Genomic DNA, 24785 nt, shown 5'->3' with positions numbered 1-24785 from the left:
TGGCAGCGCGGCTGCCAGGCGCAGTAGCCGACCGCGACGACGGCGCACCGGCGGGGGGGGGGGGGGGGGGGGAGGGCCTCCCCCCCCCCCCCCCCCCCCCCCCCCAAGCCCCCCCCCCCCCCCCCCCCCCCCCCCCCCCGGTACGCCGACCGGGTGAGGATTGTCAGTGCCGCCGTTCACGATGGGGGAGCACGGACCACCCGGTCCGCGCGCTGCCTCGGAACGGGGGAGACCATGACCATCAGCCGTCCTGAGCCCGTCACCGCCCGCCTCCACTCCGCCGCCCAGCCGCATGCCCCGGGCCCCGCCGGAGGGCGCCCCGCGGGGTGGGACGTCCATCCGGTGCTGCGCCGGATCACCGCGCCGCCCGCCGCCCTGGACCTGCTCTCCGACGCCCACCGGACGCTCGCCCGGGCCCGCGCCCTGGAGGATCCGCTGGAGCGCTACGCCACCGCCCACCTCGCCGCGCTGCGCACGGTGGCCGCCGTGCTGGCCGTGCGCGGCCGGCCGGAGAAGAACCCGCGAAGGCGCAAGGCCATCCGCAGCGCCTGGGAGGTGCTGCCCGAGGTGGCCCCCGAACTGGCCGAGTGGGCGGTCTACTACGGCGCCGGCGCCCGCCGCCGGGCCGCCGCCGAGGCCGGGATCCGGGGCGCCGCCTCGACCCGCGACGCCGACGACCTGATCCGCAACTCCGCCCTGTTCCTGCGCCTGGCCGAGCGCCTGCTGGGCCTCCGTCCGACCCCGCCCGCCCCCCGGCTCCCGCTGGACGCCGACGATCCCCGGGCCTGAACGGCGCCCGGACGGCCGAGGCTTAAGGTGGAGGCATCCCGATCGAACCGCACGTGCCAAGGAGCCCCACCTTGTACCCGACGCGTCCCCGCAGTGCCCTGCGTACCGCCGTGGTGTGGGAGGTGGTGCGGGCAGCCCTGGAGAAGCGGGCGGCCGAACTGGACCAGCCGGTGCTGGACGTGGTCGACACCGGCGGCGGCACCGGCAACTTCGCCGTGCCGGTGGCCAAGCTCGGCCACCGGGTCACCGTGGTCGACCCGAGCCCAGACGCGCTGTTCGCGCTGGAGCGCCGGGCCGCCGAGGCCGGGGTGACGGACCTGGTGCGGGCCGTCCAGGGCGACACCCAGACGCTGCCCGAGCTGATCGCCCCCGGCACGGTGGACGCCGTGCTCTGCCACGGCGTGCTGGAGGTCGTGGACGACCCGGCCGAGTCGCTCGGCAGCCTGGCCGCGACCCTGCGCAAGGGCGGCCTGGTCAGCCTGCTGGCCGCCAACCGGAACGGCGCCGTCCTGGCCCGCGCGCTGGCCGGCCACTTCAACGAGGCCCGGACGGTGCTCTCCGCCGCCGACGGCCGCTGGGGCGAGCAGGACCCGATGCCGCGCCGCTTCACCGCCGAGGAGCTGGGCCGGCTGGCCGAGGGGGCGGGCCTACGGGTCGAGTCCGTGCACGGCGTCCGGGTCTTCGCCGACCTGGTGCCCGGGGTGCTGGTGGACACCGAGCCCGGCGCGGTGGAGGCGCTGCTGAAGCTGGAGGAGGCCGCCGCCGAGCAGCCCGCCTTCCACGCCGTGGCCACCCAGCTGCACCTGCTGGCGACCCTGGCCTGACCATCCCGCAGGAGCCGCCCGCCGCCGTACGGTTCGCACACCGTGCGGCGGCGGTTCGTCTCCCGGACGCGCGCCGGTCGCCTCCGGCTCACGCCGGTGCGCTCGCGAACCTCCCCAGCTCCGGCCCGATTCCATCGGCTCGGGCACTTGTCCCATCCGTCCGGCGTTGACCCGGGTGCGGCCGGGCGCGGTCGAAGTGGCCCGGCCCACGCGGCGCAGACCACCCCGTAACGGGCCCACGGACCGTATGATCTGGGTAAAGCCGGAAAGCATGACAGCCGGACGCGTGGGGCATATGGACGACACGGGCCGGGTCCCCCGCACAGGCGTCCGACCGTGTGCCCCATGGCTGATTGGACTTGCCTCCCCGACCGGGGTGGCGGACCGGTCGCACCCGCGACCGACGAGTAGGAGGACTCCGTGCCGCTCTCGGAGCACGAGCAGCGACTGCTCGACCAGATGGAGCGAGCGCTGTATGCCGAAGATCCCAAATTCGCGTCGGCGCTTGAGGGAACCGGGCTGCGCACCTACACCCGTCGGCGGGTCTATTTGGCCATTGCCGGGTTCGTGGTGGGGATCGGCCTGCTGATGGGCGGCATGGTCGTTCCGGACCAGATCTGGGTCAGCGTGGTGGGCTTCCTGGTGATGCTCGGATGTGCGGTGTTCGCCGTGACGGGCTGGCGCCGCGGGCCCGCGGGCCAGGTCCCCGGCCCCGGTCAGGCCGCCGCCCCCCGCCGCAAGGCCGGGATGATGGACCGGGTGGAGCAGCGCTGGCAGCGCCGCCGGGACGAGCAGACCGGCGGCTTCTGAGCGCTCGACCACGACGGGGCACCACACGACGGACCGAAGAGCCGGGGCTGGCAGTCGACCGACTGCCCGCCCCGGCTCTTCGTTTCCGCGAACCGGCCCAAGCCCGGCTCAGCCCGGCCCGGCCGGCTCAGCGGCGGCTCAGGCCGGCTCAGGCCCGGCTCAGGCCCGGCTCACGACTCCGGTGTGGACCGCTTGCCCCGGCCCCGGGTGAACACCCGCCGCACCGGCCCGGTGACCGCCTCGCTCGCCCGCTCGGCCCGGGTGCCGACGGCCGTGCGCGCCGCCCGCACCGCGTCGGAGATCCGCCACCACAGCTGCGCCGAGGACGCCGGCAGCAGCAGTGCCCTGGCCCGGCCTACCCGGCCGGCACCGGCCCGCAGGCCACGCCGGGCGGTGCGGACGTCGGCGGCCAGCGGAGCCGTGGTGACCTGCCCGGCCGGGGCGTAGAGCACCCGCTCGGTGGCCAGCGCCAGGCGCCCGGCGGCCGCCGCCGCGTCCGCGTCCAGCTCAGCCGTCTCGGCGATCCTTCGGGCGGCCGAGCGCGGGGTGCGTGACTCGTCCGGGGGAATTCCGAGGTCCCAGGCGGAGTCGATCAGCTCGTCCCAGGCGGCCAGCACCTGGGCGTCGGTCAGCTCGACCGGTCCGTCCCCGCCGGGCCGCCGCCGTCCACCGCCGCCGAGCCGGCGACGGCGCAGGGCCGCCCGCCAGAACATCGGGGCGAGCAGCAGTGCGATCACCACCAACACCACGGCCAGCGTGCCGAGCACCTGGGAGGAGAGCAGCCAGGACTGCTCGTCGGCCGTGGCGACGGCCTTGTTCCGGGAGCCGCAGTCGCCCAGCTGGCGCTGCTTGGCGGTGCAGTCGCCGCTGCTGCTCGGCGTCGGGACGGCGGCCGCGCTCGACGCGGCGGCGGTCGGCTGCTGGGTGGGCGCGGTGGTCGGGGTGGTCGAGGTCTCCTGGTAGCGGGCCGGGACTCCGCGGCTCGGGGTCGGCTCGAAGCGCATCCAGCCGTAGCCGGAGAAGTACAGCTCGGGCCAGGCGTGGTACATCCGGCCGGTGACCGAGTAGACGTCGCCGCCCTTGCTGTTGCCGGGGGTGAAGCCGACCGCGACCCGGGAGGGGATCTGCAGCACCCGGGCCATCGCCGCCATGGTGGAGGCGAAGTGCACGCAGAAGCCCCGGCGGTCGCGCAGGAAGACGGCGATCGCGTCGCTGCCGGTGCCGCCCGCGACGTTGGTGTCGTACCTGAACTGCGGGCCGGTGAACCAGTTCACCAATGCCGTCGCCCGGTCGTAGTCGTTGTGCGCACCGGCGGTGACGGCCCTGGCCTGCTCGGCCACCACCGGCGGCAGGTCGGTGGGCAGGACCGTGTAGTGCTCCCGGATGTCCTGCGGGGCGAGCGGGGCGGTGCGCAGTTCGTCGGCGCTAGGCCGCAGGTCCAGCGAGGAGACCTGGTAGTGCAGGTCGCGGATCGCCTTGTCGTTGGTCGGCAGCACGGTGCGCGTCAGCGGGTCGAGCTTCCACTCGCCGCGGTTGGGGAGCTTGACGGAGGCGGCCGGGTACGGCATCGGCAGCCAGCTCTTCTCCAGCCGGTCGGTGATCTGGAAGTCGCCCTCGATCCGGGGGACGTCGGTGCCGCGCAGGCCCTCGGGGGAGGGCAGGGTGGCCGGGAGGTCGCTGACGACGGAGCTGCTGAGCTTCCAGTTGGTGCCGTCGAACTGGTCCAGCGAGCCGGTGCGCAGGTAGATCTGGTCGGCCAGGTCGCTGTCCAGGGTGTAGCTGAGCAGCTCGTTGTCGGTCGGCTTGCTGATCGCGGCCTCCAGGCTGACCAGCGGGTCCAGGCTGGTGGCCATGCTGCCCGCGGCGCCCTTGCCGGCGGAGCCGCCGGAGCCGGCGCCGAGCAGCCCGGAGTCCCAGCGCGGCAGGAAGACCGGCAGCAGCATCGCCAGTGCCAGCGCCAGCACGCCGACCTGCCGGCCGCCGGGGCTGACCCGATTGGCGGCGGCGGTGCCGCGCGCGCCGCCGCGGAAGACCCGGCCCCAGCGGGAGACCCGGTCCTCGCCCTCGGCGAAGAGCAGCAGCAGGTAGCCGGCCGCGGCCAGGCCGAACCAGACCCAGCCGCCCCGCCCGCCCGCCAGGGCGTTGCCGACCGAGTACAGCGCCAGCAGCGGCAGTCCGGCCAGCGCCGAGCGCCGGTAGGTCACCGCGACGGCGTCCACCAGGACGGAGATCAGGCCGACCGAGGAGACCAGGATCAACCGCAGCCCGGCGGTCGGCGGCGCCGGGATGGCGTACTGCCTGATGTCGTCGATGCCGGAGGAGAAGACCTGGCCGAGCACCCGCATCGCGTTCGGGCCGGGCAGCACGCCGCCGGTCATCCCGGAGCCGGCGAAGCCGATCAGCATCAGCAGGAGCAGTGCCAGCAGCTGCGCCACCGGTACCGTCCAGCGGAACAGCGGGGAGCGGCGCAGGCCCGCCCCGACCGCGGAGACCACGCCGATCACCAGGACGGTGTGGGTGAGCCAGCCGCGGGTGGTGAGCAGCGGGAGCAGGCACAGCGCGGCCAGGGTGGTGGCCAGCGCCGAGTACACGGTCAGTTTGGCCCGGGTGGTCACGCGCCGGCCTCTTCTCGGTAGGGGGCGGTGGTCTTGGCGCCGTCGACGGCCCGCCACAGGTCCGGCACGGAGTCCCCGGCGCGCACCGGCAGGACCGTCCAGCCGGCCTCGCGCAGCTGGCGGACCCGGTCGCGGAACTCGTCGCCGCCGGTGTTCGGGGCGAGCATCCGCAGCCCGGCCCAGGTGCCGGTGTCGAGCAGGAAGGCGACCGCCCCGCCGGTACGGCTGCGCAGCCGGGCCAGCCGGGCGGTCTGCGCCGCGTCCAGGTCGCCGAGGACGGCGACCAGCAGGCCCTCGCCGCCGGCCCGCAGCGGCTCCTCGGCGCGGGAGAGTCCGCCGCCCTCGGAGAGGTCGGCGACCGCGAGGGCGTCCAGGATCAGCCCGGAGGCGTCGGCGGCGGCGTTGGTGCCGCCGGTGCCGGGGCCGGGCACCGACTGGCCGGTGTCGGTCAGCAGCCGGGTCTGGTAGCCGCGCTCCAGCAGGTGCACGGCGACGGAGGCGGCGCAGCTGACCGCCCACTCGAAGGAGGAGGCCGGGCCGCTGCCGCGGTGGCCCACCTCCCGGGTGTCCAGCAGGACGGTGGCGCGGGACTTCTGCGGCTGCTCCTCGCGGCGCACCATCAGCTCGCCGTACTTGGCGGTGGAGCGCCAGTGCACCCGGCGCAGGTCGTCGCCGGGCCGGTACTCGCGCAGGATCACGTCGTCGTCGCCGGCCAGCGCCAGGGTGCGGCTGTGGCTCTCGCCCTGGCCGATCCACTCGCCGCTGAGGCGCACCGCCGGCAGCGCCTGGACCTGGGGGACCACGGTGAGCACGTCGGAGGCGGTGAAGGCGCGGTTGACCTCGCACATCCCGAACGGGTCGGACAGCCGCAGCTGCAGCGGCCCGAGCGGGTAGCGGCCGCGCAGGTCGGAGCGGACCCGGTAGGAGACCTCGCGGTAGCCGCGCGGTTCCACCCGGTCCAGCACGAAGCGCGGGCGCGGCCCGAGCACGTACGGGACCTGGTCCTCCAGCAGCAGTAGGCCGGTGGGCACCCGGGAGACGTTGTCGACCCGCAGGTGGACCCTGGCCTCCTGGCCGGCGATCGCCCGGTGCGGGCTGAGCCGACGGCCGCTGGCCACCCGGTAACGGGTGTTGGCGACCACCAGCGCGGCGGCCAGCGGCAACGCGGCGAGCAGCACGCCGACCCGCAGCAGGGCGTCCTGGTCGAGCACGTAGGCGCAGACCACCGCGGTCAGTCCGGCCGCGAGGAAGGAACGGCCGCGGGTGGTGAGGCCGCGCAGCCCGGCCCGCAGTCCCCCCGTCCCGTCCGACGGGGCCACCTCAGCCCCTCCGGACGGCCGGGCCGCCCTGCGGACGCGGCAGCGGCAGCCGGGCCACCAGGTCGGCCACGATCTGCTCGGAGGTGCGGCGGCTGAGCTGGGTCTCGGCGGTCGGCATCAGCCGGTGCGCGAGGACCGGGATGGCCAGGCGCTGGACGTCGTCCGGGGTGACGTAGTCGCGCCCGTCCAGCGCGGCGGCGGCCCGGGCGGCCCGGACCAGGTGCAGGGTGGCGCGCGGCGAGGCCCCCAGGCGCAGTTCGGGGCTCGTGCGGGTGGCGGCGACCAGGTCGACGGCGTACCGGCGGACCGGGTCGGCGATGTGCACGGTGCGGACCAGGTCGACCAGTTTGAGGATGTCGGCGGCGTGGGCGACGGGCTGGAGGTCGGCCAGCGGGTTGGCGCCGGCGTGCACGTCGAGCATCGCGAACTCGGCCTCGGGGCTGGGGTAGCCGATCGAGATCCGGGCCATGAAGCGGTCCCGCTGGGCCTCCGGGAGGGGGTAGGTGCCCTCCATCTCGACCGGGTTCTGGGTGGCCACGACCATGAACGGCGAGGGCAGCTCGTAGCTGGTGCCGTCGATGGTGACCTGGCGCTCCTCCATGGACTCCAGCAGCGCGGACTGGGTCTTGGGCGAGGCGCGGTTGATCTCGTCGCCGACCACGATCTGGGCGAAGATCGCGCCCGGGCGGAACTCGAAGTCGTGCCGCTGCTGGTCGTAGATGTTGGTGCCGGTGACGTCCGAGGGCAGCAGGTCGGGGGTGAACTGGATGCGGCGCACGGTGCAGTCGACCGATCGGGCGAGCGCCTTGGCCAGCATGGTCTTGCCGACGCCGGGCACGTCCTCGAGCAGCAGGTGACCCTCGGCGAGCAGGACGGTCAGGGCGATCCGGACGGCCTCCGGCTTCCCCTCGATCACGCTCTCGATGTTGGCGCGGATCCGCTCCACGACGGCGGCGAGCTCGGGGAGCCCGACCTGGCGGTACCCGTTCGCCCTCTGTTCGCCCCCCGCAGGACTGCCGAGACCGGCCTGGTCGTTGTAGCTCGTCACCCGTTTACGCTCCCTGGCACCCTGTGCCCGCCTCACCCGAGGCCGGACCCCACCCCATGCTGGACGCGGCCGTCCCGGGGGCGGTTCCGACGGCGGATCCCGCCCCGGGGTGGCGGCCTGCGGCCCGGCCGCCCCAGGTGGTTCGGGGTCCGACCGGCAGGCGCATTCTCCCCCGGGGGACGGCCGTAAGTCACCATTCGGCGGTCCCCGGATGCCGGGCGGCGGTGACCGGGCAGGAGCGGGATGCCCGGCCGGGGCCCGCTAGTGGATCTCGCGCAGCAGGCCGGTGTGGACGTCGAAGACGAAGCCGCGGACGTCGTCGGTGTGCGGCAGGAACGGCGAGGTGCGCACCCGCTGCATGGACTGGCGGACGTCGCCGTCCAGGTCGACGAAGGACTCGACGGCCCACTGCGGACGCTGGCCGACCTCGAGCTCCAGCTCGCGGCGGAAGTCCTCGGTGAGGCCGAGCAGGCCGCAGCCGGTGTGGTGGATCAGGGCGATCGACCGGGTGCCGAGGGCTCGCTGGCTGATGGTCAGGGAGCGGATGGTGTCGTCGGTGACGACGCCGCCGGCGTTGCGGATGACGTGGGCGTCGCCCAGTTCGAGGCCGAGCGCGGCGAACAGGTCGAGGCGGGCGTCCATGCAGGCCACCACGGCGATCTTCTGCACCGGGCGGGCGTCCATGCCGCCGTCCCGGAAGGTCACCGCGTACTCGCGGTTGGCCGTCACGAAACGGTCGATGATGGCGGGTCGGGTGGAGTCGGCAGCGGCGTTCGGCGTGGGCCGGTCGGGAGTCACTGTCATGGTGGCGACGTTAGTGCGATCCGGGGCCGCGCGGTGGGGTCGGGAGCTACAGAACCGCTGGCTGTGATCGAGCGCATAGCGACAACGGGAGGGTTTGTCCCAGCTGGTCCCGGAGTGGGTTCGCGCACGGTCGCTCGAAGGGGCGCGCGGCGGTCGGCGGGGGGCCCCGGCCGGGGCCCGCTCCGAACCGTCCCTACGGCCGCGACCTGCGGTGATCCGTACCGCCGCCCGGGTGGTGCGCCGGAGCGGACCATTGACTGCGGGGGCCCGCGCGATAGAGTTGCGGCGCAGTGGAGCACACCCGCCGGAGTCCGTCAACCGGGCCCTGCCGGCCGGTGTGGCCCGGCCGATGCGGCTCGTGGCCTCCACCCGCTCCGTGCCCACCTGGCGCACCTTCCCCGGTGCCGGGCGGTCACGACCTTCCCCTTGAGCGGGCGGGGACCACGGGCCGCGTCGTCGTGCCGGGGGACGGTGGGCGAGAATGGTCCGAGCTCCCGGACGACGGGCTGCTCCGCACCGAGGAAGGGCGCCACCGCGCATGACCACCAATGAACCGGGTCCCAAGCATGTGCCGGTGATGCTGCAGCGGTGCATGGACGCCCTCGCCCCGGCGATCTCGCGCCCCGGTGCCGTGGTGGTGGACGCGACCCTCGGGCTCGGCGGCCACAGCGAGGCGCTGCTCACCCAGTTCCCGGAGGTCCGGCTGGTCGCGGTGGACCGCGACCCCCAGGCGCTGAAGCTGTCCGGCGAGCGGCTGGCCCCCTTCGGCGACCGGGCCACCCTGGTGCACGCCGTGTACGACGAGATCCCCGAGGTGCTGGAGCGCCTGGGCATCGACCGGGTGGACGGGATCCTGTTCGACCTCGGCGTCTCCTCCATGCAGCTGGACGAGGCCGACCGTGGCTTCGCCTACGCCCAGGACGCGCCGCTGGACATGCGGATGGACCAGACCCGGGGGATCAGTGCGGCGGAGGTGCTGAACACCTACAGCCACGGCGACCTGGCCCGGATCCTCAAGGTCTACGGCGAGGAGCGGTTCGCCGGGAAGATCGCCTCGGTCATCGTGCGGGAGCGGGCGAAGGAACCGTTCAGCAACAGCGCGCGTCTGGTCGAGTTGGTGCGCAACGCCATTCCGGCGGCGACCCGCCGGACCGGCGGGAACCCGGCCAAGCGGACCTTCCAGGCGCTGCGGATCGAGGTCAACGGCGAGCTGGAGGTCCTGGACCGGGCGATCCCGGGGGCGCTGGACGTCCTGGCGCTCGGCGGCCGGATCGTCGTGATGTCGTACCAGTCGCTGGAAGACCGGCTGGTGAAGCAGTACTTCGCCGCCGGGGCGACCAGCACCGCCCCGCCGGAGCTCCCGTTCGTGCCGGAGGAGCACCAGCCCTGGCTCAAACTGATCACCCGCGGTGCCGAACTCGCCACCGAGGAGGAGATCGAGGAGAACCGGCGCGCCGCGCCCGTGCGGCTGCGGGTGGCGGAGAGGATCAGGGACCGAGGCAAGCGGGGCTGAGGCCCGGCGGGGTCCGAAGGGCGGAGGAGAACAGTGGGGCCGGTGGCCGGTGAGGTCCGGGCGGGGCGGGGAGGACTCCCCGGGCAGGGCAGGGCGCGGATCACGGTCCGGCCGGGGCGGCGCCCCGTGCGGGGGCGCACCCCGTTCGCGGTGCTCGTGGTGGTGCTGCTGGCCGGCGGCCTGTTCGGGCTGCTGGCGCTGAACACCGCGCTCAACGAGGGCTCCTTCGAGCTGTCCCGGCTGCAGAAGCAGACCACCAAGGCGACCGACGAGCAGCAGAGCCTCCAGCTCGAGATCGACCAGAGCTCGGCTCCGGACGCCCTGGCCAAGCGGGCCGCCGAGCTGGGCATGGTCCCGGCCGGGGGGATGGCCTTCCTGGACGTGCCGGGCGGCGGCAAGGTGGTCGGCACGCCCGGGCCCGCCCAGGACAGCCCGCCGGTGAGGAAGTCGACGGTCGACCCGTGGCCGACGAAGGCCTCCCCGGGCGCACCGGGCACCCAGGGCGCGCCGACGCCCACCGCCCAGCCGCCCGCCCCGTCCTCCGCCCAGCCTCCGGGACAGCCGAGCACCCAGCCGGCCGCGCCGCCGTCGCCGACCGCGGCGGCCTCGGCCGGTGACTCGGTGATCCAGCTCAACCCGGTCTCGCCGCCGCCGGGAGGTGCCAAGCGATGACCACACCCCGTCAGCCGTCCGGCTCGGGCTCGGGCCGCCGTCAGCCGCCGCGCACCGCCGCGCCCCGGCCCGCCGCGACCGCGAAGGGCCAGGGTGCCAAGGGCCAGGGCACCAGTGGGCAGAGCTCCCGCGGCCAGTCCGCCAGATCCCAGTCCGGCAAACCCCAGCCCGCCAAGGCCGCCGCCCGCACCCCCCGCGCGCCGCAGCAGCGCCGCCCCGAGGGCCGGCCGCCGGCCCGCGGCCAGGCGGCGGTGCGGCCGAAGCCCCGCCCGCCGCAGCGCCCCAGGCCGCTGAAGCTGGCGGAGCCGAAGCGCCGGCTGCGGGTGATCACCGTGGTGCTGTCCCTGGTGTTCTCCGTCTTCGCCGGGCGTCTGGTGCAGCTCCAACTGGTGGACGCCGACGCGTTGGCCGCCGACGCCAACACCAACCGCTACCTGAGCATCCCGATCACCGCCGAGCGCGGCTCGATAACGTCGTCCGACGGGGTCGCCCTGGCGGCCACCGTCGACGCGTACGACATCACCGCCGACCCGGCGATGTTCACCCCGGCGGCGACCGGCATCCCGGACGCGCCGGAGCAGGCGGCCGCCCTGCTGTCGCCGATCCTCGGCGTGCCCAAGGAGAAGATCGCCGCCGACCTCCACACCCCCAAGAGCCGCTACAAGCGGCTCGCGGCCCAGCAGACACCGGCCGCCAGGAACCAGATCAGCGACCTGAAGGCGACCCTGGAGAAGCAGGCCGGCTCGCGGGCCTGCCAGGCCCAGCGGAAGCTGCTCGGCAAGCCCGCCGACCAGGGCGGCCGCACCCGGGTGGACAACGAGTGCGCCAACCCGCTGGCCGGGGTGTTCAACCAGGAGACCCAGAAGCGGATCTACCCGGCCGACGGGCTGGCCGCCAACCTGGTCGGCTTCGTCAACGGGGAGGGCGCGGGCGCCGGGGGACTGGAGCTGCAGTACCAGAAGCTGCTGGCCGGCAAGGACGGCCACAGCAGCTACGCCCAGGCGGGCGGCCGACTGGTGCCCACCGCCGGGAGCTCGACGGACGACGCCGTGTCCGGCAGCGACGTCAAGCTCACCATCAACCGGGACATCCAGTGGGCCGCCCAGAAGGCGATCACCGACCAGGTGGCCAACTCGGGCGCGGAGAAGGGCTATGTCGTCGTCCAGGACGTGAAGACCGGTCAGGTCCTCGCGATGGCCACCGCCCCCGGCTTCAACCCCAACGACCTGAGCCTGTCCAAGCATCCCCAGCTCGGCAACGCCGCCCTCCAGGACGCGTACGAGCCGGGCAGCACCGCCAAGCTGATGAGCCTGGCCGCCGTCCTGGACTCCGGCAAGGCGAACTGGGACACCAAGGTCACGGTGCCGAACCGGCTGGTCCGGGCCGGCCAGCAGTTCAAGGACGACGTCGAACACGGCGACTGGTACCTGACCCTGGCCGGGGTGCTCGCCAAGTCCTCCAACATCGGCACCATCGAGGCGGTCGAGACCCTCGGCGACGGCGACCAGCTGAAGGCCAACCAGGTCCTGGACGGCTACCTGCGCAAGTTCGGCGTGGGCCAGCCGACCGGTCTGAACTTCCCCGGGGAGACCTCCGGGATGCTCAAGAAGCCGGAGGACCTGGTCGCCTCGGAGAAGTACAACATCGTCTTCGGCCAGGGCCCGCTGCAGATGAACGCGCTGCAGGCCACCTCGGTGTACTCGACCATCGCCAACGGCGGGGTGCGGGTCGCGCCGAGCATCGTCCAGGGCATCACCGGGCCGGACGGCAAGTACAGCCCGACCCCGCCGGGCGAGCAGACCCGGGTGGTCAGCGAGCAGACCGCCAAGACGCTCACCTCGATGCTGGAGTCGGTCGTCGACGACGAGCAGGGCACCGGCGGCAAGGCCGCCATCCCCGGCTACCGGGTCGCCGGCAAGACCGGTACCGCCAACCGGGGGGCCGCCAACGGGGTCGGCTACGACGGCTACACCGCCTCCTTCATCGGCTTCGCCCCGGCCGACGCCCCCCGGTACACCGTCTCCTGCACCCTCCAGGGCCCGGTCAACGGCCACTTCGGCGGCCAGCTGTGCGGGCCGGTGTTCAAGCAGGTGATGGAGTTCACCCTGAAGACCATGCAGGTCCCGCCGAGCGGTAGCCAGGCGCCCAACCTGCCCGTCGAGTGGAAGCCGTGAGCCGAGCATGACCAACCAGCGGGCCGGTGTGGCCGACGACGCCGCGAAGGCCCGGTTTGGCCCTGGGCACCCTTCGACGGATAGCCTTCCCGCCGTGCCGAAACCCGATCAAACCACCGTGAGTCCGCCCCGCCCGACCGGGACCGCCGCCCTGCCGCTCGCCGAGCTGGCCGCCCGGCTGGGCCTGCCGCCCGTCGAGGGCGGCGCCGTCACCGGTGTCACCCACGACTCCCGCGCGGTGCGCCCGGGTGACGTGTACGTGGCCTTCCCGGGCGCCAACCACCACGGCGCGGCCTTCGCGGCCAAGGCCGCGGACGCCGGTGCGGTGGCCGTGCTCACCGACGCCGCGGGCGCCGAGCTGGCCGCCCCCACCGGTCTGCCGCTGCTGGTCGTCGACCGGCCCCGGGCCCGGATGGGCGAGCTGGCCGCGATCGTCTACGGCCACCCGTCCGAGCGGCTGCTGATGATCGGGCTGACCGGCACCAACGGCAAGACCACCACCTCCTACCTGGTCGAGGGCGGTCTGCGCGGGGCCGGGCGCAGCCCCGGTGTGATCGGCACCGTGGAGATGCGGGTCGGCGAGGAGCGGATCAAGAGCGAGCGCACCACCCCCGAGGCCACCGACCTGCACGCGATCCTCGGCGTGATGGCCGAGCGCGGCGCGGACGCCGTGGCCATGGAGGTCTCCAGCCACGCCCTGGTCTTCGGCCGCACCGACGGGGTGGTGTACGACGTCGCGCTGTTCAACAACCTCACCCCCGAGCACCTCGACTTCCACCCGGACATGGAGGACTACTTCCAGGCGAAGGCCCGGCTCTTCGCGCCCGGAAAGTCCCGCCGCGGCGTGGTCAACCTGGACGACGAGTACGGCCGCAGGCTCGCCGCCGAGGCCAAGATCCCGGTGACCACCTTCTCCGCCGCCGGCGCCGTCGAGGCCGACTGGCGGGCCGTGGACGTCCAGCTCGGCCCGGTCGGCTCGACCTTCCGGGTGCTCGGCCCGGACGGCGCCGAGGCCGACGCCTCCGTCCCGCTGCCCGGCCCGTTCAACGTCGCCAACGCGCTGGCCGCGATCACCCTGCTGGTCGCCGCCGGGCTGCCGCTGGAGCGGGCGGTGGCCGGCGTCGCCGCCGTCCCCGGCGTGCCGGGCCGGCTGGAGCGGGTGGACGCCGGACAGCCGTTCGTCGCCGTGGTGGACTACGCGCACAAGCCGGACGCCCTGCGGGCCGTCCTCGCCTCGCTGCGCGAGGTCACCAAGGGCCGGCTGCACGTGGTCGTCGGTTGCGGTGGCGACCGTGACCCGCACAAGCGCGGCCCGATGGGCGACATCGCCGCCCGGCTCGCCGACACCGCCCTGCTGACCAGCGACAACCCGCGCAGCGAGGACCCGCTGGCGATCCTCGCCAGCATGCTGACCGGCGCCGCCGCGGTGCCCGAGGCCGAGCGCGGTGCCGTGCTGGTCGTCCCCGACCGGGCCGAGGCGATCCAGCTCGCGGTCGCCCGCGCCCGGGCGGGGGACACCGTGCTGGTGGCCGGCAAGGGTCACGAACCAGGCCAGTACGTACGAGACGAGATCCGCCCCTTCGACGACCGGGAGGTGCTGCGCGAATCCATCACGCAGGCCACGGCCGCCCGGGGCGACCGAGGAGTAGAGCAGCAGTGATCGCACTGACCCTCGCCGAGGTGGCCGCCGCGGTCGGCGGCACGCTGGACGGCGCGGACCCGGACGCCCTGGTCACCGGCCCGGTCGAGGTCGACTCGCGGAAGGTGAGCCCCGGCGGCCTGTTCGCCGCCTTCGTCGGCGAGCGCGTGGACGGCCACGACTACGCCGCCACGGCGATCGAGGCCGGCGCCGTCGCGGTGCTGGCCTCCCGCCCGGTCGGCGTGCCCGCCGTCCTGGTCGACAGTGTGGTGGAGGCCCTCGGCAGGCTGGCCCGCACCGTGGTCGCCCGCGCCGAGGGCACCGCCGTGGTCGCGCTGACCGGCTCGGCCGGCAAGACCAGCACCAAGGACCTGATCGCCCAGCTGCTCCAGCGCCACGGCGAGACGGTCTTCCCGCCCGGCTCGCTCAACAACGAGATCGGCCACCCGATGACCGCCCTGCGGATCGAGGCCGGCACCCGGCACCTGGTCATGGAGATGGGCGCCCGGCACAAGGGGGACATCGAGTACCTCACCTCGATCACCCCGCCCCGGATCGGCCTGGTGCTCAACGTCGGCACCGCCCACGTCGGCGAGTTCGGCTCCAAGGAGGCGATCGCCGAGGCCAAGGGCGAGCTGGTCGAGGCGCTGCCCGCGGAGGGCACCGCGATCCTCAACGCGGACGACCGGCTGGTGCGGGCGATGGCCTCCCGGACCAAGGCGAAGGTCGTGTACTTCGGGGAGTCCCCGGACGCCCATGTCCGGGCGACGGACGTTCGCCTGGACGCCACCGGACGGCCATCGTTCACGCTCACCACCCCGGCCGGTTCCGCGCCCGTGCAACTGCGCCTGTACGGTGAGCACCACGTCTCGAACGCCCTCGCCGCCGCCGCGGTGGCGACGGAGCTCGGGATGTCCGTCGACGACACCGCGGCAGCCCTGGGCGAGGCGGGTGCGCTGTCCCGCTGGCGCATGGAGGTCGTCGACCGGGCCGATGGTGTCACCGTCGTCAACGACGCCTACAACGCGAACCCCGACTCGATGCGGGCCGCGCTGCGGGCGCTGGTCTCGATCGGCGGCCGCGGTCCGGAGCGTCGCCGTACCTGGGCGGTGCTCGGCGAGATGCGGGAGCTCGGCGAGGACAGCCTGGCCGAGCACGACGCCATCGGACGGCTCGTCGTCCGGCTGGACGTCACCAAGCTGGTGGCGGTCGGCGGACGCGAGGCGGCCTGCATGGAACTCGGCGCGAGGAACGAAGGTTCGTGGGGTGAGGAGTCGGTGCTGGTGTCCGACGCGGACGCGGCGGTCGAGCTGCTGCGCAGTCAGCTGCGGCCGGGGGATGTGGTGCTGGTGAAGGCGTCCCGTTCGGTGGGGCTGGAGAAGGTGGCCGAGGCCCTCCTGGCGGACGGTGCCGCCTGATGATGAAGCAGATCCTCTTCTCCGGGATGATCGGTCTGATCCTCTCGCTGGTCGGCACGCCCGCCCTGATCAAGCTGCTCGCCCGGCAGGGCTACGGCCAGTACATCCGCGACGACGGCCCCAAGGCGCACCACAGCAAGAAGGGCACGCCCACCATGGGCGGCATCGCCTTCATCCTGGCGACCCTGATCGCCTACTTCGGCACGAAGGCGATAACGGGCGAGAGCCCGACGGCCTCCGGGCTGCTGGTGCTCTTCCTGACCACGGGCCTCGGCCTGGTCGGCTTCCTGGACGACTACATCAAGGTGGTCAAGCGCCGCTCGCTGGGCCTGCGGGCCAAGGCGAAGCTGGCCGGCCAGTCCATCGTCGGCCTGGTGTTCGCCATCCTCGCGCTGCAGTTCCACGACGACCGCGGGCTCAGCCCGGCCTCCCAGTCGCTGTCCTTCGTGCGCGACTTCAAGTGGTCGATCGGCCCGGTGCTGTTCGTCATCTTCGCCTACTTCATGATCGCCGCGACCTCCAACGGCGTGAACCTGACGGACGGTCTGGACGGCCTCGCCACCGGCGCCTCGGTGATGGCCTTCGGCGCCTACACCTTCATCGGCGTCTGGGAGTACGGGCAGAGCTGCGCCTACTTCTTCTCCGCCACCAACGCCTGCTACGACGTCCGCGACCCGCTGGACCTCGCGGTGGTGGCCGCCGCCCTGATGGGCTCCTGCTTCGGCTTCCTGTGGTGGAACACCTCGCCCGCCAAGATCTTCATGGGGGACACCGGCTCGCTCGCCCTCGGCGGCGCCCTGGCCGGTCTGGCGATCTGCTCCCGCACCGAGCTGCTGCTGATCCTGCTCGGCGGCCTCTTCATGATCATCACCCTGTCGGTGATCATCCAGGTCGGCTCCTTCCGGATGACCGGCAAGCGCGTCTTCAAGATGGCACCACTGCAGCACCACTTCGAACTCAAGGGCTGGAGCGAGGTCCTGGTCGTGGTCCGCTTCTGGATCATCCAGGGCCTGTGCGTGGCCGTCGGCCTCGGCCTCTTCTACGCGGGATACCGGACCGGATGACGAACACCGACTTCACCAACCTGCCCGTGGCGGTCGCCGGACTCGGCGTCTCGGGCATCAGCGCCGCGCGCGTCCTGAAGGGGCTCGGCGCGCGCGTCACCGTGGTCGACGGCGGCAGCGGCGAGGGCCTCAAGGCCCGCGCCGCCGAGCTGGAGGCACTGGGCGTCACGGTGCGCCTGGGCGACGGCGCGAGCCTGCCCGAGGGCACCGAGCTGATCGTGACCTCGCCCGGCTGGGCCCCCGACAGCCCGCTGTTCGCCGCCGCCGAGGCGGCCGGCGTGCCGGTCTGGGGCGACGTCGAGCTGGCCTGGCGGCTGCGCAAGCCCCTGCCGGGCACCGGCGAACCCGCGCCCTGGCTGGCCGTCACCGGCACCAACGGCAAGACCACCACCGTCCAGATGCTCGCCTCGATCCTCACCGCGGCCGGCAAGCGCACCGCCGCCGTCGGCAACGTCGGGGTCTCGGTGCTGGACGCGGTGCTCGCCGAGGAGCCGTACGACGTGCTCGCCGTCGAGCTGAGCAGCTACCAGCTGCACTGGGCGCCCTCGCTGCGCCCGTACTCCGCGGCGGTGCTCAACCTGGCGCCCGACCACCTCGACTGGCACGGCTCGATGGAGGCGTACGCCGCCGACAAGGGCCGGATCTACGAGGGCAACGTCGTCGCCTGCGTGTACAACCTGGCCGACCCGGCCACCGAGGCGCTGGTCCGCGAGGCCGACGTCGAGGAGGGCTGCCGGGCGATCGGCTTCGGGCTCGGCGCGCCGAGCCCGTCGAACTTCGGCGTGGTGGACGGCCTGCTGGTGGACCGCGCCTTCGTCGAGGACCGGGCGAAGAACGCGGCCGAGCTGGGCGCCGTCGAGGACGTGAACCCGCCGGCCCCGCACAACATCGCCAACGCGCTCGCCGCGGCGGCGCTGGCCCGGGCCTACGGGGTCGAGCCGAAGGCCGTCCGGGAGGGCCTGCGGGCCTTCCGCCCGGACGCCCACCGGATCGCCGAGGTCGGCGTGGTCCGCGAGGTCACCTACATCGACGACTCCAAGGCCACCAACACCCACGCCGCCGCGGCCTCGCTGGCGGCCTACCGGCCGATCGTCTGGATCGCCGGCGGCCTGGCCAAGGGCGCGACCTTCGACGACCTGGTCCAGGGCGCGGCCGAGCGGCTGCGCGCCGTCGTGCTGATCGGCCAGGACCGGGCGCTGATCCGCGAGGCGCTGGAGCGACACGCTCCCGATGTGCCGGTGATCGAGGCGGCCGAGGGCCAGACTGGCGCGGAGGCGATGACCGAGGTGGTTCGCACGGCCGCGTCGCTCGCCCGATCGGGTGACACGGTACTGCTGGCCCCGGCCTGCGCCTCGATGGACATGTTCACCGACTACGGCGAGCGCGGCGACCTGTTCGCGGCGGCCGTCCGGGAGCTGGCGAACTCCGGCGAGTGAGCCCGGGCCCCGTCGGCGTCGGGTCGGAGCGGCCCGGAGGTGAACGAGCCGCATGAATTGGGAGCGGGGAGCGGTGGCGGGGCAGGGCAGGGCGGATTCCGGCGTTTCGAAGCAGGATGCCGCCGAGCCGTGGCGAGTGATCTCCGCCACCACGACCAAGTACAAGTCGGCCGGTCCGCTGGGCCGCCTGCGGGCCTTCCGGGCCCGCGTGCGGTACTGGCTGGACCGGCCGCTCACGCCGTACCTGCTGGTCGTCGGCACCACCCTGCTGCTGGTGGTGCTGGGGCTGATGATGGTCTTCTCGGCCTCGCAGATCCTGGCCCTGAACCAGCACCACACGGCGCAGTACTACTTCCTCAAGCAGTTGATCGCGGCCATCCTCGGCCTGGTCCTGCTGATCGGCTTCGCCTCCGTGCCGGTGGCGGTGCTGCGGGTGATCGTCTACCCGGTGATGCTCGGGGTGATCGGCGCGCTCGCGCTGGTCGCCGTGCCCGGCGTCGGGGTGCGGATCAACGGCAACCAGAACTGGCTGGACTTCGGGTTCTTCCAGTTCCAGCCCTCCGAGTTCGCCAAGCTCGCGCTGGTGCTCTGGGGCGCCGACCTGCTCGCCCGCAAGCAGCGGACCGGCACCCTCAACTCCTGGAAGCACCTGCTGGTGCCGCTGGTGCCGGGCGCCCTGCTGCTGCTCGCGCTGATCATGATCGGCGGCGACATGGGCACCTCGATGATCCTGGTGGCGATGGTGTTCGCGCTGCTCTGGATGGTCGGGGCGCCGCTGCGGCTGTTCGTGGCCACCCTCGGGGTGGCGGTCGTGGTCTGCACCGCCCTGGTGATCACCGTCCCGCACCGGGCCGAGCGCCTGGGCTGCATCGGTGTCACCAAGCTCGACCCGGAGGGCGCCTGCTTCCAGGCTCTGCACGGCGTGTACTCGTTCGCGCTCGGCGGCGGCTTCGGCACCGGCCTGGGCGCGGGCGTGGAGAAGTGGGGCCAGCTGCCCGAGGCGCACACCGACTTCATCTTCGCCGCGACCGGCGAGGAACTGGGCCTGGTGGGGACGCTGTCGGTGATCGGTCTCTTCGCGGCACTAGGCTACGCGGGTATCCGTGTGGCCATCGGCACGAAGGACCCCTTCGTCAGGTACGCCGCGGGAGCCGCCACCACCTGGATCATGGCGCAGGCCGTGATCAACCTGGGGTCGGCGCTGGGACTGCTGCCCATCGCGGGCGTCCCGCTCCCGCTGTTCTCCTACGGGGGTTCCGCCATGCTGTCGGCCATGTCCGCGATCGGGGTGCTGCTGTGCCTGGCACGCAGTTCCTCGGGCGTGAAGGCGGCCCTGGCCGCCCGGAGCAAGAACTCCCGGATCAGGAAGCGACTGGCCCGGGTGCTGCCACGACGACGAACCACAGCGCGCCCGGTCCCCGGGCCGGCACGCAGGGAGCGGTGAATTTCGGTGCATGTCGTACTCGCCGGCGGGGGGACCGCCGGTCACATCGAGCCGGCCATGGCCCTCGCGGACGCCCTCCGCAGGCACGACCCGTCCATCGGGATCACCGCCCTGGGCACCGAACGCGGCCTGGAGACCAGGCTGGTACCCGAGCGCGGCTACCAGCTGGAACTGATCCCGGCCGTCCCGCTGCCCCGCAAGCCCACCCCCGAGCTGATCACCGTCCCCGGCCGGCTGCGCGGCACCGTCCGGGCCGCCCAGGAGATCATCGAGCGGGTCAACGCGGACGCCGTGGTCGGCTTCGGCGGCTACGTCGCGATGCCCGCCTACCTGGCCGCCAAGCGGGCCGGCGTGCCGATCGTGGTGCACGAGGCCAACGCCCGGCCGGGCCTGGCCAACAAGATCGGCGCCCGCTACAGCGACTTCGTCGCCGTCTCCACCCCGGACAGCAAGCTGCGCGACTCCCGGTACATCGGCATCCCGCTGCGCCGGACCATCGCCACCCTGGACCGCAACGCCACCCGGCCGGAGGCCCGCCATTACTTCGGCCTCGACCAGCGGCTGCCCACCCTGCTGGTCTCCGGCGGCTCCCAGGGCGCGCGCCGGCTGAACGAGACGGTCACCGCGATCGCCCCGCGGCTGCAGCAGTACGGCGTGCAGATCCTGCACGCCGTCGGCCCGAAGAACGAGCTGCCGCAGGTCGCGGACGTCCCCGGGATGCCGCCGTACCGCCCGGTGCCGTACATCGACCGGATGGACCTCGCCTACGCGGCCGCCGACCTGATGCTCTGCCGGGCCGGCGCCATGACGGTGGCCGAGCTGGCCGCGGTCGGCCTGCCCGGCGCCTTCGTGCCGCTGCCGATCGGCAACGGCGAGCAGCGGCTGAACGCCCAGCCGATGGTCAAGGCCGGCGGCGGTCTGCTGGTGGACGACGCCGAGCTGACCCCGGACTGGGTGCTGCAGAACGTGCTGCCGGTGCTGACCGACCCGCAGCGGCTCTGGGACATGAGCCGGGCCGCGGCCGAGTTCGGTCGCCGGGACGCCGACGACCTGCTGGTCGGGATGGTGTACGAGGCGATCCAGGCCCACCGGGGCGGCCGCCGCCGTGGCTGACGGCCGGCTCGCCGACCCTCTGGAGGAGGAGCTGGAGGAGGAGTCCGCTCCTCGCCTGCGGCTCTCCCGGCGGGGCATCGTGGTGCTGGGCGCGCTCGTCGCCGCGGTGCTGGGCGGGCTGGCCTGGCTGGTGTTCTACTCCTCGGTGCTGGACGTGCGCGATGTCGCCGTCCAGGGCGCGGGGGACGGGAAGCTGACGTCGGAGCAGGTCCGCGACGCGGTGGGCGGGCTGGCCGGCGGCCCGCTGGCGCGGGTGGACCTGGACCAGGTCACCCGCCGGGTGGAGGCGATCCCCCGGGTGGCCAAGGCCGAGGTCTGGCGGGGCTGGCCGCACACCCTGCAGGTCAAGGTGGTGCAGCGGACGGCGGTGGCCGTCGTCAAGGGGGAGGACGGTCAGTTCACCCAGGTGGATGCCGCCGGCGTGAGCTTCGCCACCGAGGCGGCCGCGCCGGAGGGCGTGCCGGTGGTGGAGCTGCGGCTCAGTCAGCAGGCGAAGGACGTGGCCGGGGCGATCTCCCGGACGCAGCTGGTGGAGGGTGCGGTGGCGGTGGCCGCCGCGCTCCCGCCGGAGATCGCCAAGCGGACCGGGTCGGTCCTGGTGCACTCCTACGACGACATCGAACTGCAGCTCAGCGGGGGTGTGACGGTGCGCTGGGGGAGCCCCGAGCAGAACGACCGCAAGGGGCGGGTCCTCCAGGCGCTGATGGCTCAGAAGGGCGTGAACTTCGACGTGAGTGCGCCGGAGGCGCCGGCGGTGTCCGGGTGATCCGCTAGATTCATTGCCCGGGGGAGGGGTTGACGCCTCGAAGTGTCGGCCCGACCCTTGGGGGTCACCCCGGTTTCCATTGCCGGCCGATGATCACATAGGCTCAAAAGAAAAAGGGAAGCTCGGCGTGTTCGTTGAAACGCGTGCCCGGAGCCACCTAGTGTCCTGTGTCACCAGACTGTGTCGCTTGGTGATGTGACGGTGGCACAGGACTAACCCTAAAGGTCAAGTTTAGGGTTGGGGTCGGCGGTCGGCATTTCGGACATTCAGTCAGAAACCAGGCTCCCTACCCATCGACATCCGTCGGAACGGCCCCTCGTCCGGGCCGGGCCGACCCGGAAATTCGAGGCGAGAGGCCTTCGACGTGGCAGCACCGCAGAACTACCTCGCAGTCATCAAGGTCGTCGGTATCGGCGGCGGTGGTGTCAACGCCATCAACCGGATGATCGAGGTCGGTCTCAAGGGCGTCGAGTTCATCGCGATCAACACCGATGCGCAGGCCCTCCTCATGAGCGACGCCGACGTCAAGCTCGATGTGGGCCGTGAACTCACCCGGGGCCTCGGCGCCGGCGCCAATCCCGACGTCGGCCGCAAGGCGGCCGAGGACCACCGCGAGGAGATCGAGGAGGTCCTCAAGGGGGCCGACATGGTCTTCGTGACCGCCGGCGAGGGAGGTGGCACGGGCACGGGCGGCGCGCCCGTCGTCGCCAACATCGCCCGCTCGCTGGGCGCCCTGACCATCGGCGTGGTCACCCGCCCCTTCACTTTCGAGGGCCGTCGCCGGGCCAACCAGGCCGAGGACGGCATCGCCGCCCTGCGCGAAGAGGTCGACACCCTCATCGTGATCCCCAACGACCGGCTGCTGTCCATCTCGGACCGCCAGGTCAGCGTGCTCGACGCGTTCCGCTCCGCGGACCAGGTCCTGCTCTCGGGTGTCCAGGGCATCACCGACCTGATCACCACCCCGGGTCTGATCAACCTTGACTTCGCCGACGTCAAGTCCGTCATGTCGGACGCCGGTTCGGCGCTCATGGGCATCGGTTCGGCCCGCGGCGAGGACCGCGCCAAGGCGGCCGCCGTGATGGCGATCTCCTCGCCCCTGCTGGAGGCCTCGATCGACGGCGCCCGCGGTGTGCTGCTGTCCATCTCGGGTGGCTCCGACCTCGGTCTGTTCGAGATCAACGAGTCGGCCCAGCTGGTCAGCGAGGCCGCGCACCCCGAGGCCAACATCATCTTCGGTGCGGTCATCGACGACGCGCTCGGCGACGAGGTGCGGGTCACCGTCATCGCGGCCGGCTTCGACGGCGGCCAGCCGCCGGCCATCGTGCGCGACCCGGTGGTGAAGTCCACCGCCCCCGCCACTCCGGCCACCCCGCCGGCCGCCCCGGAGCGCCCGGCCGGCCGCCCGTCGTACGGGAGCATCGGTTCGGTGACCTCCCGTTCCGACGGCGAGAGCGCGGCCACGTCGCGGTCGGCCGAGACCTCGGCCGCCACGGCCGCCGCCCCGGTGCCGCCGCAGGTGCAGCCGACGACCCGGCAGCCCTTCGTGGAGAGCCCGGCCGAGGAGCTCGACGTCCCGGACTTCCTTAAGTGATCGATCACGCCGTACGCGCGGGTGCTCACTTCGCCTTCACCGACCGGTGGGGCGGGGTGAGCACTTCGCCGTACGGGGAGCTCAACCTCGGCGGCGCGGTGGGCGACGATCCGGAGGCCGTCCGGGAGAACCGGGCGATCGCCGCCCGGGAGCTGGCGCTGGACCCGGCCGACGTGGTGTGGATGAACCAGGTGCACGGCGCCGAGGTCGCCGTGGTGACGGAGCGCCAGCCGGCGGGGCAGGCCCCGACCGTGGACGCGGTGGTCACCGACCGGCCGCTCGCGCTCGCGGTGCTGACCGCGGACTGCACCCCGGTGCTGCTGGCCGACCCGGTGGCGGGCGTCGTGGGCGCGGCCCACGCGGGCCGGCCCGGACTGGCGGCCGGGGTGGTGCCCGCGGTCGTCAAGGCGATGGCCGAGCTGGGGGCCGAGCCGGCGCGGATCACCGCCGCCACCGGCCCCGCGGTGTGCGGCCGCTGCTACGAGGTGCCGGCCGGACTGCGCGCCGAGGTCGCCGACGTGGTCCCGGCGGCGTTCGCCGAGACCTCGTGGGGGACCCCGGCCCTGGACGTGCCGGAGGGAGTCGCGGCCCAGCTGGCCGCGGCGGGGGTCACCGAGCTGGTGCGGTCACCGGTCTGCACCCTCGAATCCGTCGATCACTTCTCCTATCGCCGCGAGCAGCGCACGGGCCGGCTCGCGAGCTACGTCTGGTTGGGCTCTGATCACTGATGACGAACGACATCTACGGACCGTTCCCGACAGGCCCCGGACCATTCTCGCCCGACCGGAGCTGGCTGGAGTCGCTGACGGACGGCCAGCGCGCCCGGTACGAGGAACTGGGCACCAACCTCGAGGTGGTCGAGCGCCGGATCGCCGACGCCTGTGCGGCCGCCGGGCGCCCGCGCGGGGACGTCACCCTGATCGTCGTCACCAAGACCTACCCCGTTGAGGACACCGCACTGCTGGCCGGGCTGGGGGTGACGGACGTCGCGGAGAACCGCGACCAGGACGCCGCGCCCAAGGCGGAGCAGTGCAGAAACCTTCCGCTCAACTGGCACTTCGTCGGACAGCTGCAGACCAACAAGGCCCGCTCGGTCGTCCGGTACGCGAACCACGTGCACTCGGTGGACCGGCCGCGGCTGGTCGAGTCGCTCTCCGCGGCGGTGCTGAAGTCCGGGCGCCCGGAACTGGGCTGCCTGGTACAGGTGGCACTGGACAAGGAGCACGGCGAGGGCGAGCACCGGGCCGGGGTCGCCCCCGAGGAGGTCGCGGCGCTCGCCGACGCGATCGCGGACGCGCCCGGGCTGCGCCTGGACGGTGTGATGACCGTCGCTCCGCTGGCCGGCCCGCTGGCCGGGGACCCGGGCCGTGCCTTCGACCGGCTGGCGGAAATCGCAACCGGCGTACGAGCGGCCCATCCTGCTGCCACCATGGTCTCCGCAGGGATGAGCGGTGACCTTGAGCAGGCGATTGCCGCCGGGGCGACACACGTGCGCGTCGGAACGGCGGTACTCGGAGTGAGGTCACCCCTCGGGTAACGTCACCGGGTAAGTAGATCAGACTGCAGGACAAAATAGGACAGAATCTAGCAGCTCTTCGGAGCGCTAGCGACCGTGGATCGCAGCTCCGCGGCCCCCACCCACGAACTCTGACGGCGCGTCGCCTTGACGGGCCGTCGTGGGCGGACCGCGGAATCCGCAGGCGGGGCCATGGGCCCGGCCGCCGGGACGGTACCGGTCCGCAC

Annotated in this window: 20 protein-coding genes; 16 read left to right on the top strand and 4 right to left on the bottom strand. The window is 73.4% G+C overall.

The window, feature by feature from the left end; all coding sequences use genetic code 11:
- Positions 1-234 precede the first annotated feature (234 nt).
- The 3 genes from ACZ4WV_RS19195 (at position 235) to ACZ4WV_RS19185 (ending at position 2423) form a co-directional block, all read left to right on the top strand.
- On the top strand, positions 235-789 hold the full coding sequence (locus tag ACZ4WV_RS19195; RefSeq protein ID WP_465748137.1) for an SAV_6107 family HEPN domain-containing protein: 555 nt from the start codon (positions 235-237) through the stop codon (positions 787-789).
- Between the two features lie 71 nt (positions 790-860).
- Complete coding sequence (locus ACZ4WV_RS19190; RefSeq protein WP_465748135.1) at positions 861-1613, top strand: methyltransferase domain-containing protein; 753 nt, start codon at positions 861-863, stop codon at positions 1611-1613.
- A 420-nt stretch (positions 1614-2033) separates the two neighbouring features.
- Complete coding sequence (locus ACZ4WV_RS19185; RefSeq protein WP_465748133.1) at positions 2034-2423, top strand: DUF3040 domain-containing protein; 390 nt, start codon at positions 2034-2036, stop codon at positions 2421-2423.
- 170 nt (positions 2424-2593) lie between these two features.
- Here ACZ4WV_RS19185 and ACZ4WV_RS19180 read toward each other — a convergent pair whose 3' ends face one another.
- The 4 genes from ACZ4WV_RS19180 to ACZ4WV_RS19165 form a co-directional block, all read right to left on the bottom strand.
- Positions 2594-5038: a transglutaminase TgpA family protein gene (locus tag ACZ4WV_RS19180; RefSeq protein WP_465748131.1), complete on the bottom strand. Its 2445-nt coding sequence runs from the start codon at positions 5036-5038 to the stop codon at positions 2594-2596.
- Positions 5035-6357, bottom strand: coding sequence for a DUF58 domain-containing protein (locus tag ACZ4WV_RS19175; RefSeq protein WP_465748129.1), 1323 nt, complete (start codon positions 6355-6357; stop codon positions 5035-5037). The genes ACZ4WV_RS19180 and ACZ4WV_RS19175 overlap by 4 nt, the downstream gene beginning before the upstream one ends.
- A gap of 1 nt (position 6358) precedes the next feature.
- Entirely contained in the window at positions 6359-7405 is a 1047-nt protein-coding gene (locus ACZ4WV_RS19170; RefSeq protein WP_465748127.1) for an AAA family ATPase, read from the bottom strand.
- Between the two features lie 261 nt (positions 7406-7666).
- Positions 7667-8209, bottom strand: a complete 543-nt coding sequence (locus ACZ4WV_RS19165; protein WP_465748125.1) for a beta-class carbonic anhydrase — start codon at positions 8207-8209, stop codon at positions 7667-7669.
- Positions 8210-8747: 538 nt separating this feature from the next.
- Between ACZ4WV_RS19165 and rsmH the strand changes: the two genes are divergently transcribed.
- The 13 genes from rsmH to ACZ4WV_RS19100 all read left to right on the top strand — a co-directional run bounded on the left by rsmH (position 8748) and on the right by ACZ4WV_RS19100 (position 24579).
- The gene (rsmH, locus tag ACZ4WV_RS19160; protein ID WP_465748123.1) at positions 8748-9722 is read left to right on the top strand and encodes a 16S rRNA (cytosine(1402)-N(4))-methyltransferase RsmH; all 975 of its coding nucleotides are present in this window, start codon (positions 8748-8750) and stop codon (positions 9720-9722) included.
- Between the two features lie 126 nt (positions 9723-9848).
- Positions 9849-10394 (top strand): cell division protein FtsL, encoded by a 546-nt coding sequence (gene ftsL / locus ACZ4WV_RS19155; protein ID WP_465748121.1) that lies wholly within the window; start codon positions 9849-9851, stop codon positions 10392-10394.
- Entirely contained in the window at positions 10391-12568 is a 2178-nt protein-coding gene (locus ACZ4WV_RS19150) for a peptidoglycan D,D-transpeptidase FtsI family protein (protein ID WP_465748119.1), read from the top strand. The genes ftsL and ACZ4WV_RS19150 overlap by 4 nt, the downstream gene beginning before the upstream one ends.
- 7 nt (positions 12569-12575) lie before the next feature.
- Complete coding sequence (locus ACZ4WV_RS19145) at positions 12576-14228, top strand: UDP-N-acetylmuramoyl-L-alanyl-D-glutamate--2,6-diaminopimelate ligase (RefSeq protein WP_465748118.1); 1653 nt, start codon at positions 12576-12578, stop codon at positions 14226-14228.
- Entirely contained in the window at positions 14225-15625 is a 1401-nt protein-coding gene (locus ACZ4WV_RS19140; protein ID WP_465748116.1) for a UDP-N-acetylmuramoyl-tripeptide--D-alanyl-D-alanine ligase, read from the top strand. The genes ACZ4WV_RS19145 and ACZ4WV_RS19140 overlap by 4 nt, the downstream gene beginning before the upstream one ends.
- Before the next feature lie 2 nt (positions 15626-15627).
- A complete protein-coding gene (gene mraY, locus ACZ4WV_RS19135; protein WP_465748152.1) occupies positions 15628-16689 on the top strand; it encodes a phospho-N-acetylmuramoyl-pentapeptide-transferase in 1062 nt (353 codons plus the stop codon).
- Positions 16686-18125 carry a UDP-N-acetylmuramoyl-L-alanine--D-glutamate ligase gene (gene murD, locus ACZ4WV_RS19130; RefSeq protein ID WP_465748114.1) on the top strand — a complete coding sequence of 480 codons (1440 nt, stop codon included), beginning with the start codon at positions 16686-16688 and terminating at the stop codon, positions 18123-18125. The genes mraY and murD overlap by 4 nt, the downstream gene beginning before the upstream one ends.
- A gap of 52 nt (positions 18126-18177) precedes the next feature.
- Positions 18178-19569: a putative lipid II flippase FtsW gene (gene ftsW, locus ACZ4WV_RS19125; protein WP_465748112.1), complete on the top strand. Its 1392-nt coding sequence runs from the start codon at positions 18178-18180 to the stop codon at positions 19567-19569.
- A 6-nt stretch (positions 19570-19575) separates the two neighbouring features.
- The gene (gene murG / locus ACZ4WV_RS19120; protein ID WP_465748110.1) at positions 19576-20682 is read left to right on the top strand and encodes an undecaprenyldiphospho-muramoylpentapeptide beta-N-acetylglucosaminyltransferase; all 1107 of its coding nucleotides are present in this window, start codon (positions 19576-19578) and stop codon (positions 20680-20682) included.
- Positions 20675-21448: a cell division protein FtsQ/DivIB gene (locus ACZ4WV_RS19115; RefSeq protein WP_465748108.1), complete on the top strand. Its 774-nt coding sequence runs from the start codon at positions 20675-20677 to the stop codon at positions 21446-21448. The genes murG and ACZ4WV_RS19115 overlap by 8 nt, the downstream gene beginning before the upstream one ends.
- A 364-nt stretch (positions 21449-21812) precedes the next feature.
- Positions 21813-23042: a cell division protein FtsZ gene (gene ftsZ / locus ACZ4WV_RS19110; RefSeq protein WP_465748106.1), complete on the top strand. Its 1230-nt coding sequence runs from the start codon at positions 21813-21815 to the stop codon at positions 23040-23042.
- On the top strand, positions 23039-23770 hold the full coding sequence (pgeF, locus tag ACZ4WV_RS19105) for a peptidoglycan editing factor PgeF (RefSeq protein ID WP_465748104.1): 732 nt from the start codon (positions 23039-23041) through the stop codon (positions 23768-23770). The genes ftsZ and pgeF overlap by 4 nt, the downstream gene beginning before the upstream one ends.
- Positions 23770-24579, top strand: coding sequence for a YggS family pyridoxal phosphate-dependent enzyme (locus ACZ4WV_RS19100; protein WP_465748102.1), 810 nt, complete (start codon positions 23770-23772; stop codon positions 24577-24579). The genes pgeF and ACZ4WV_RS19100 overlap by 1 nt, the downstream gene beginning before the upstream one ends.
- The last annotated feature ends 206 nt before the right edge of the window (positions 24580-24785 follow it).

It is taken from the genome of Kitasatospora sp. NPDC029312, from assembly GCF_055569215.1.
Note: the sequence above shows the minus strand (reverse complement) of the source record. Positions and strands in the feature narration are given on the sequence as shown.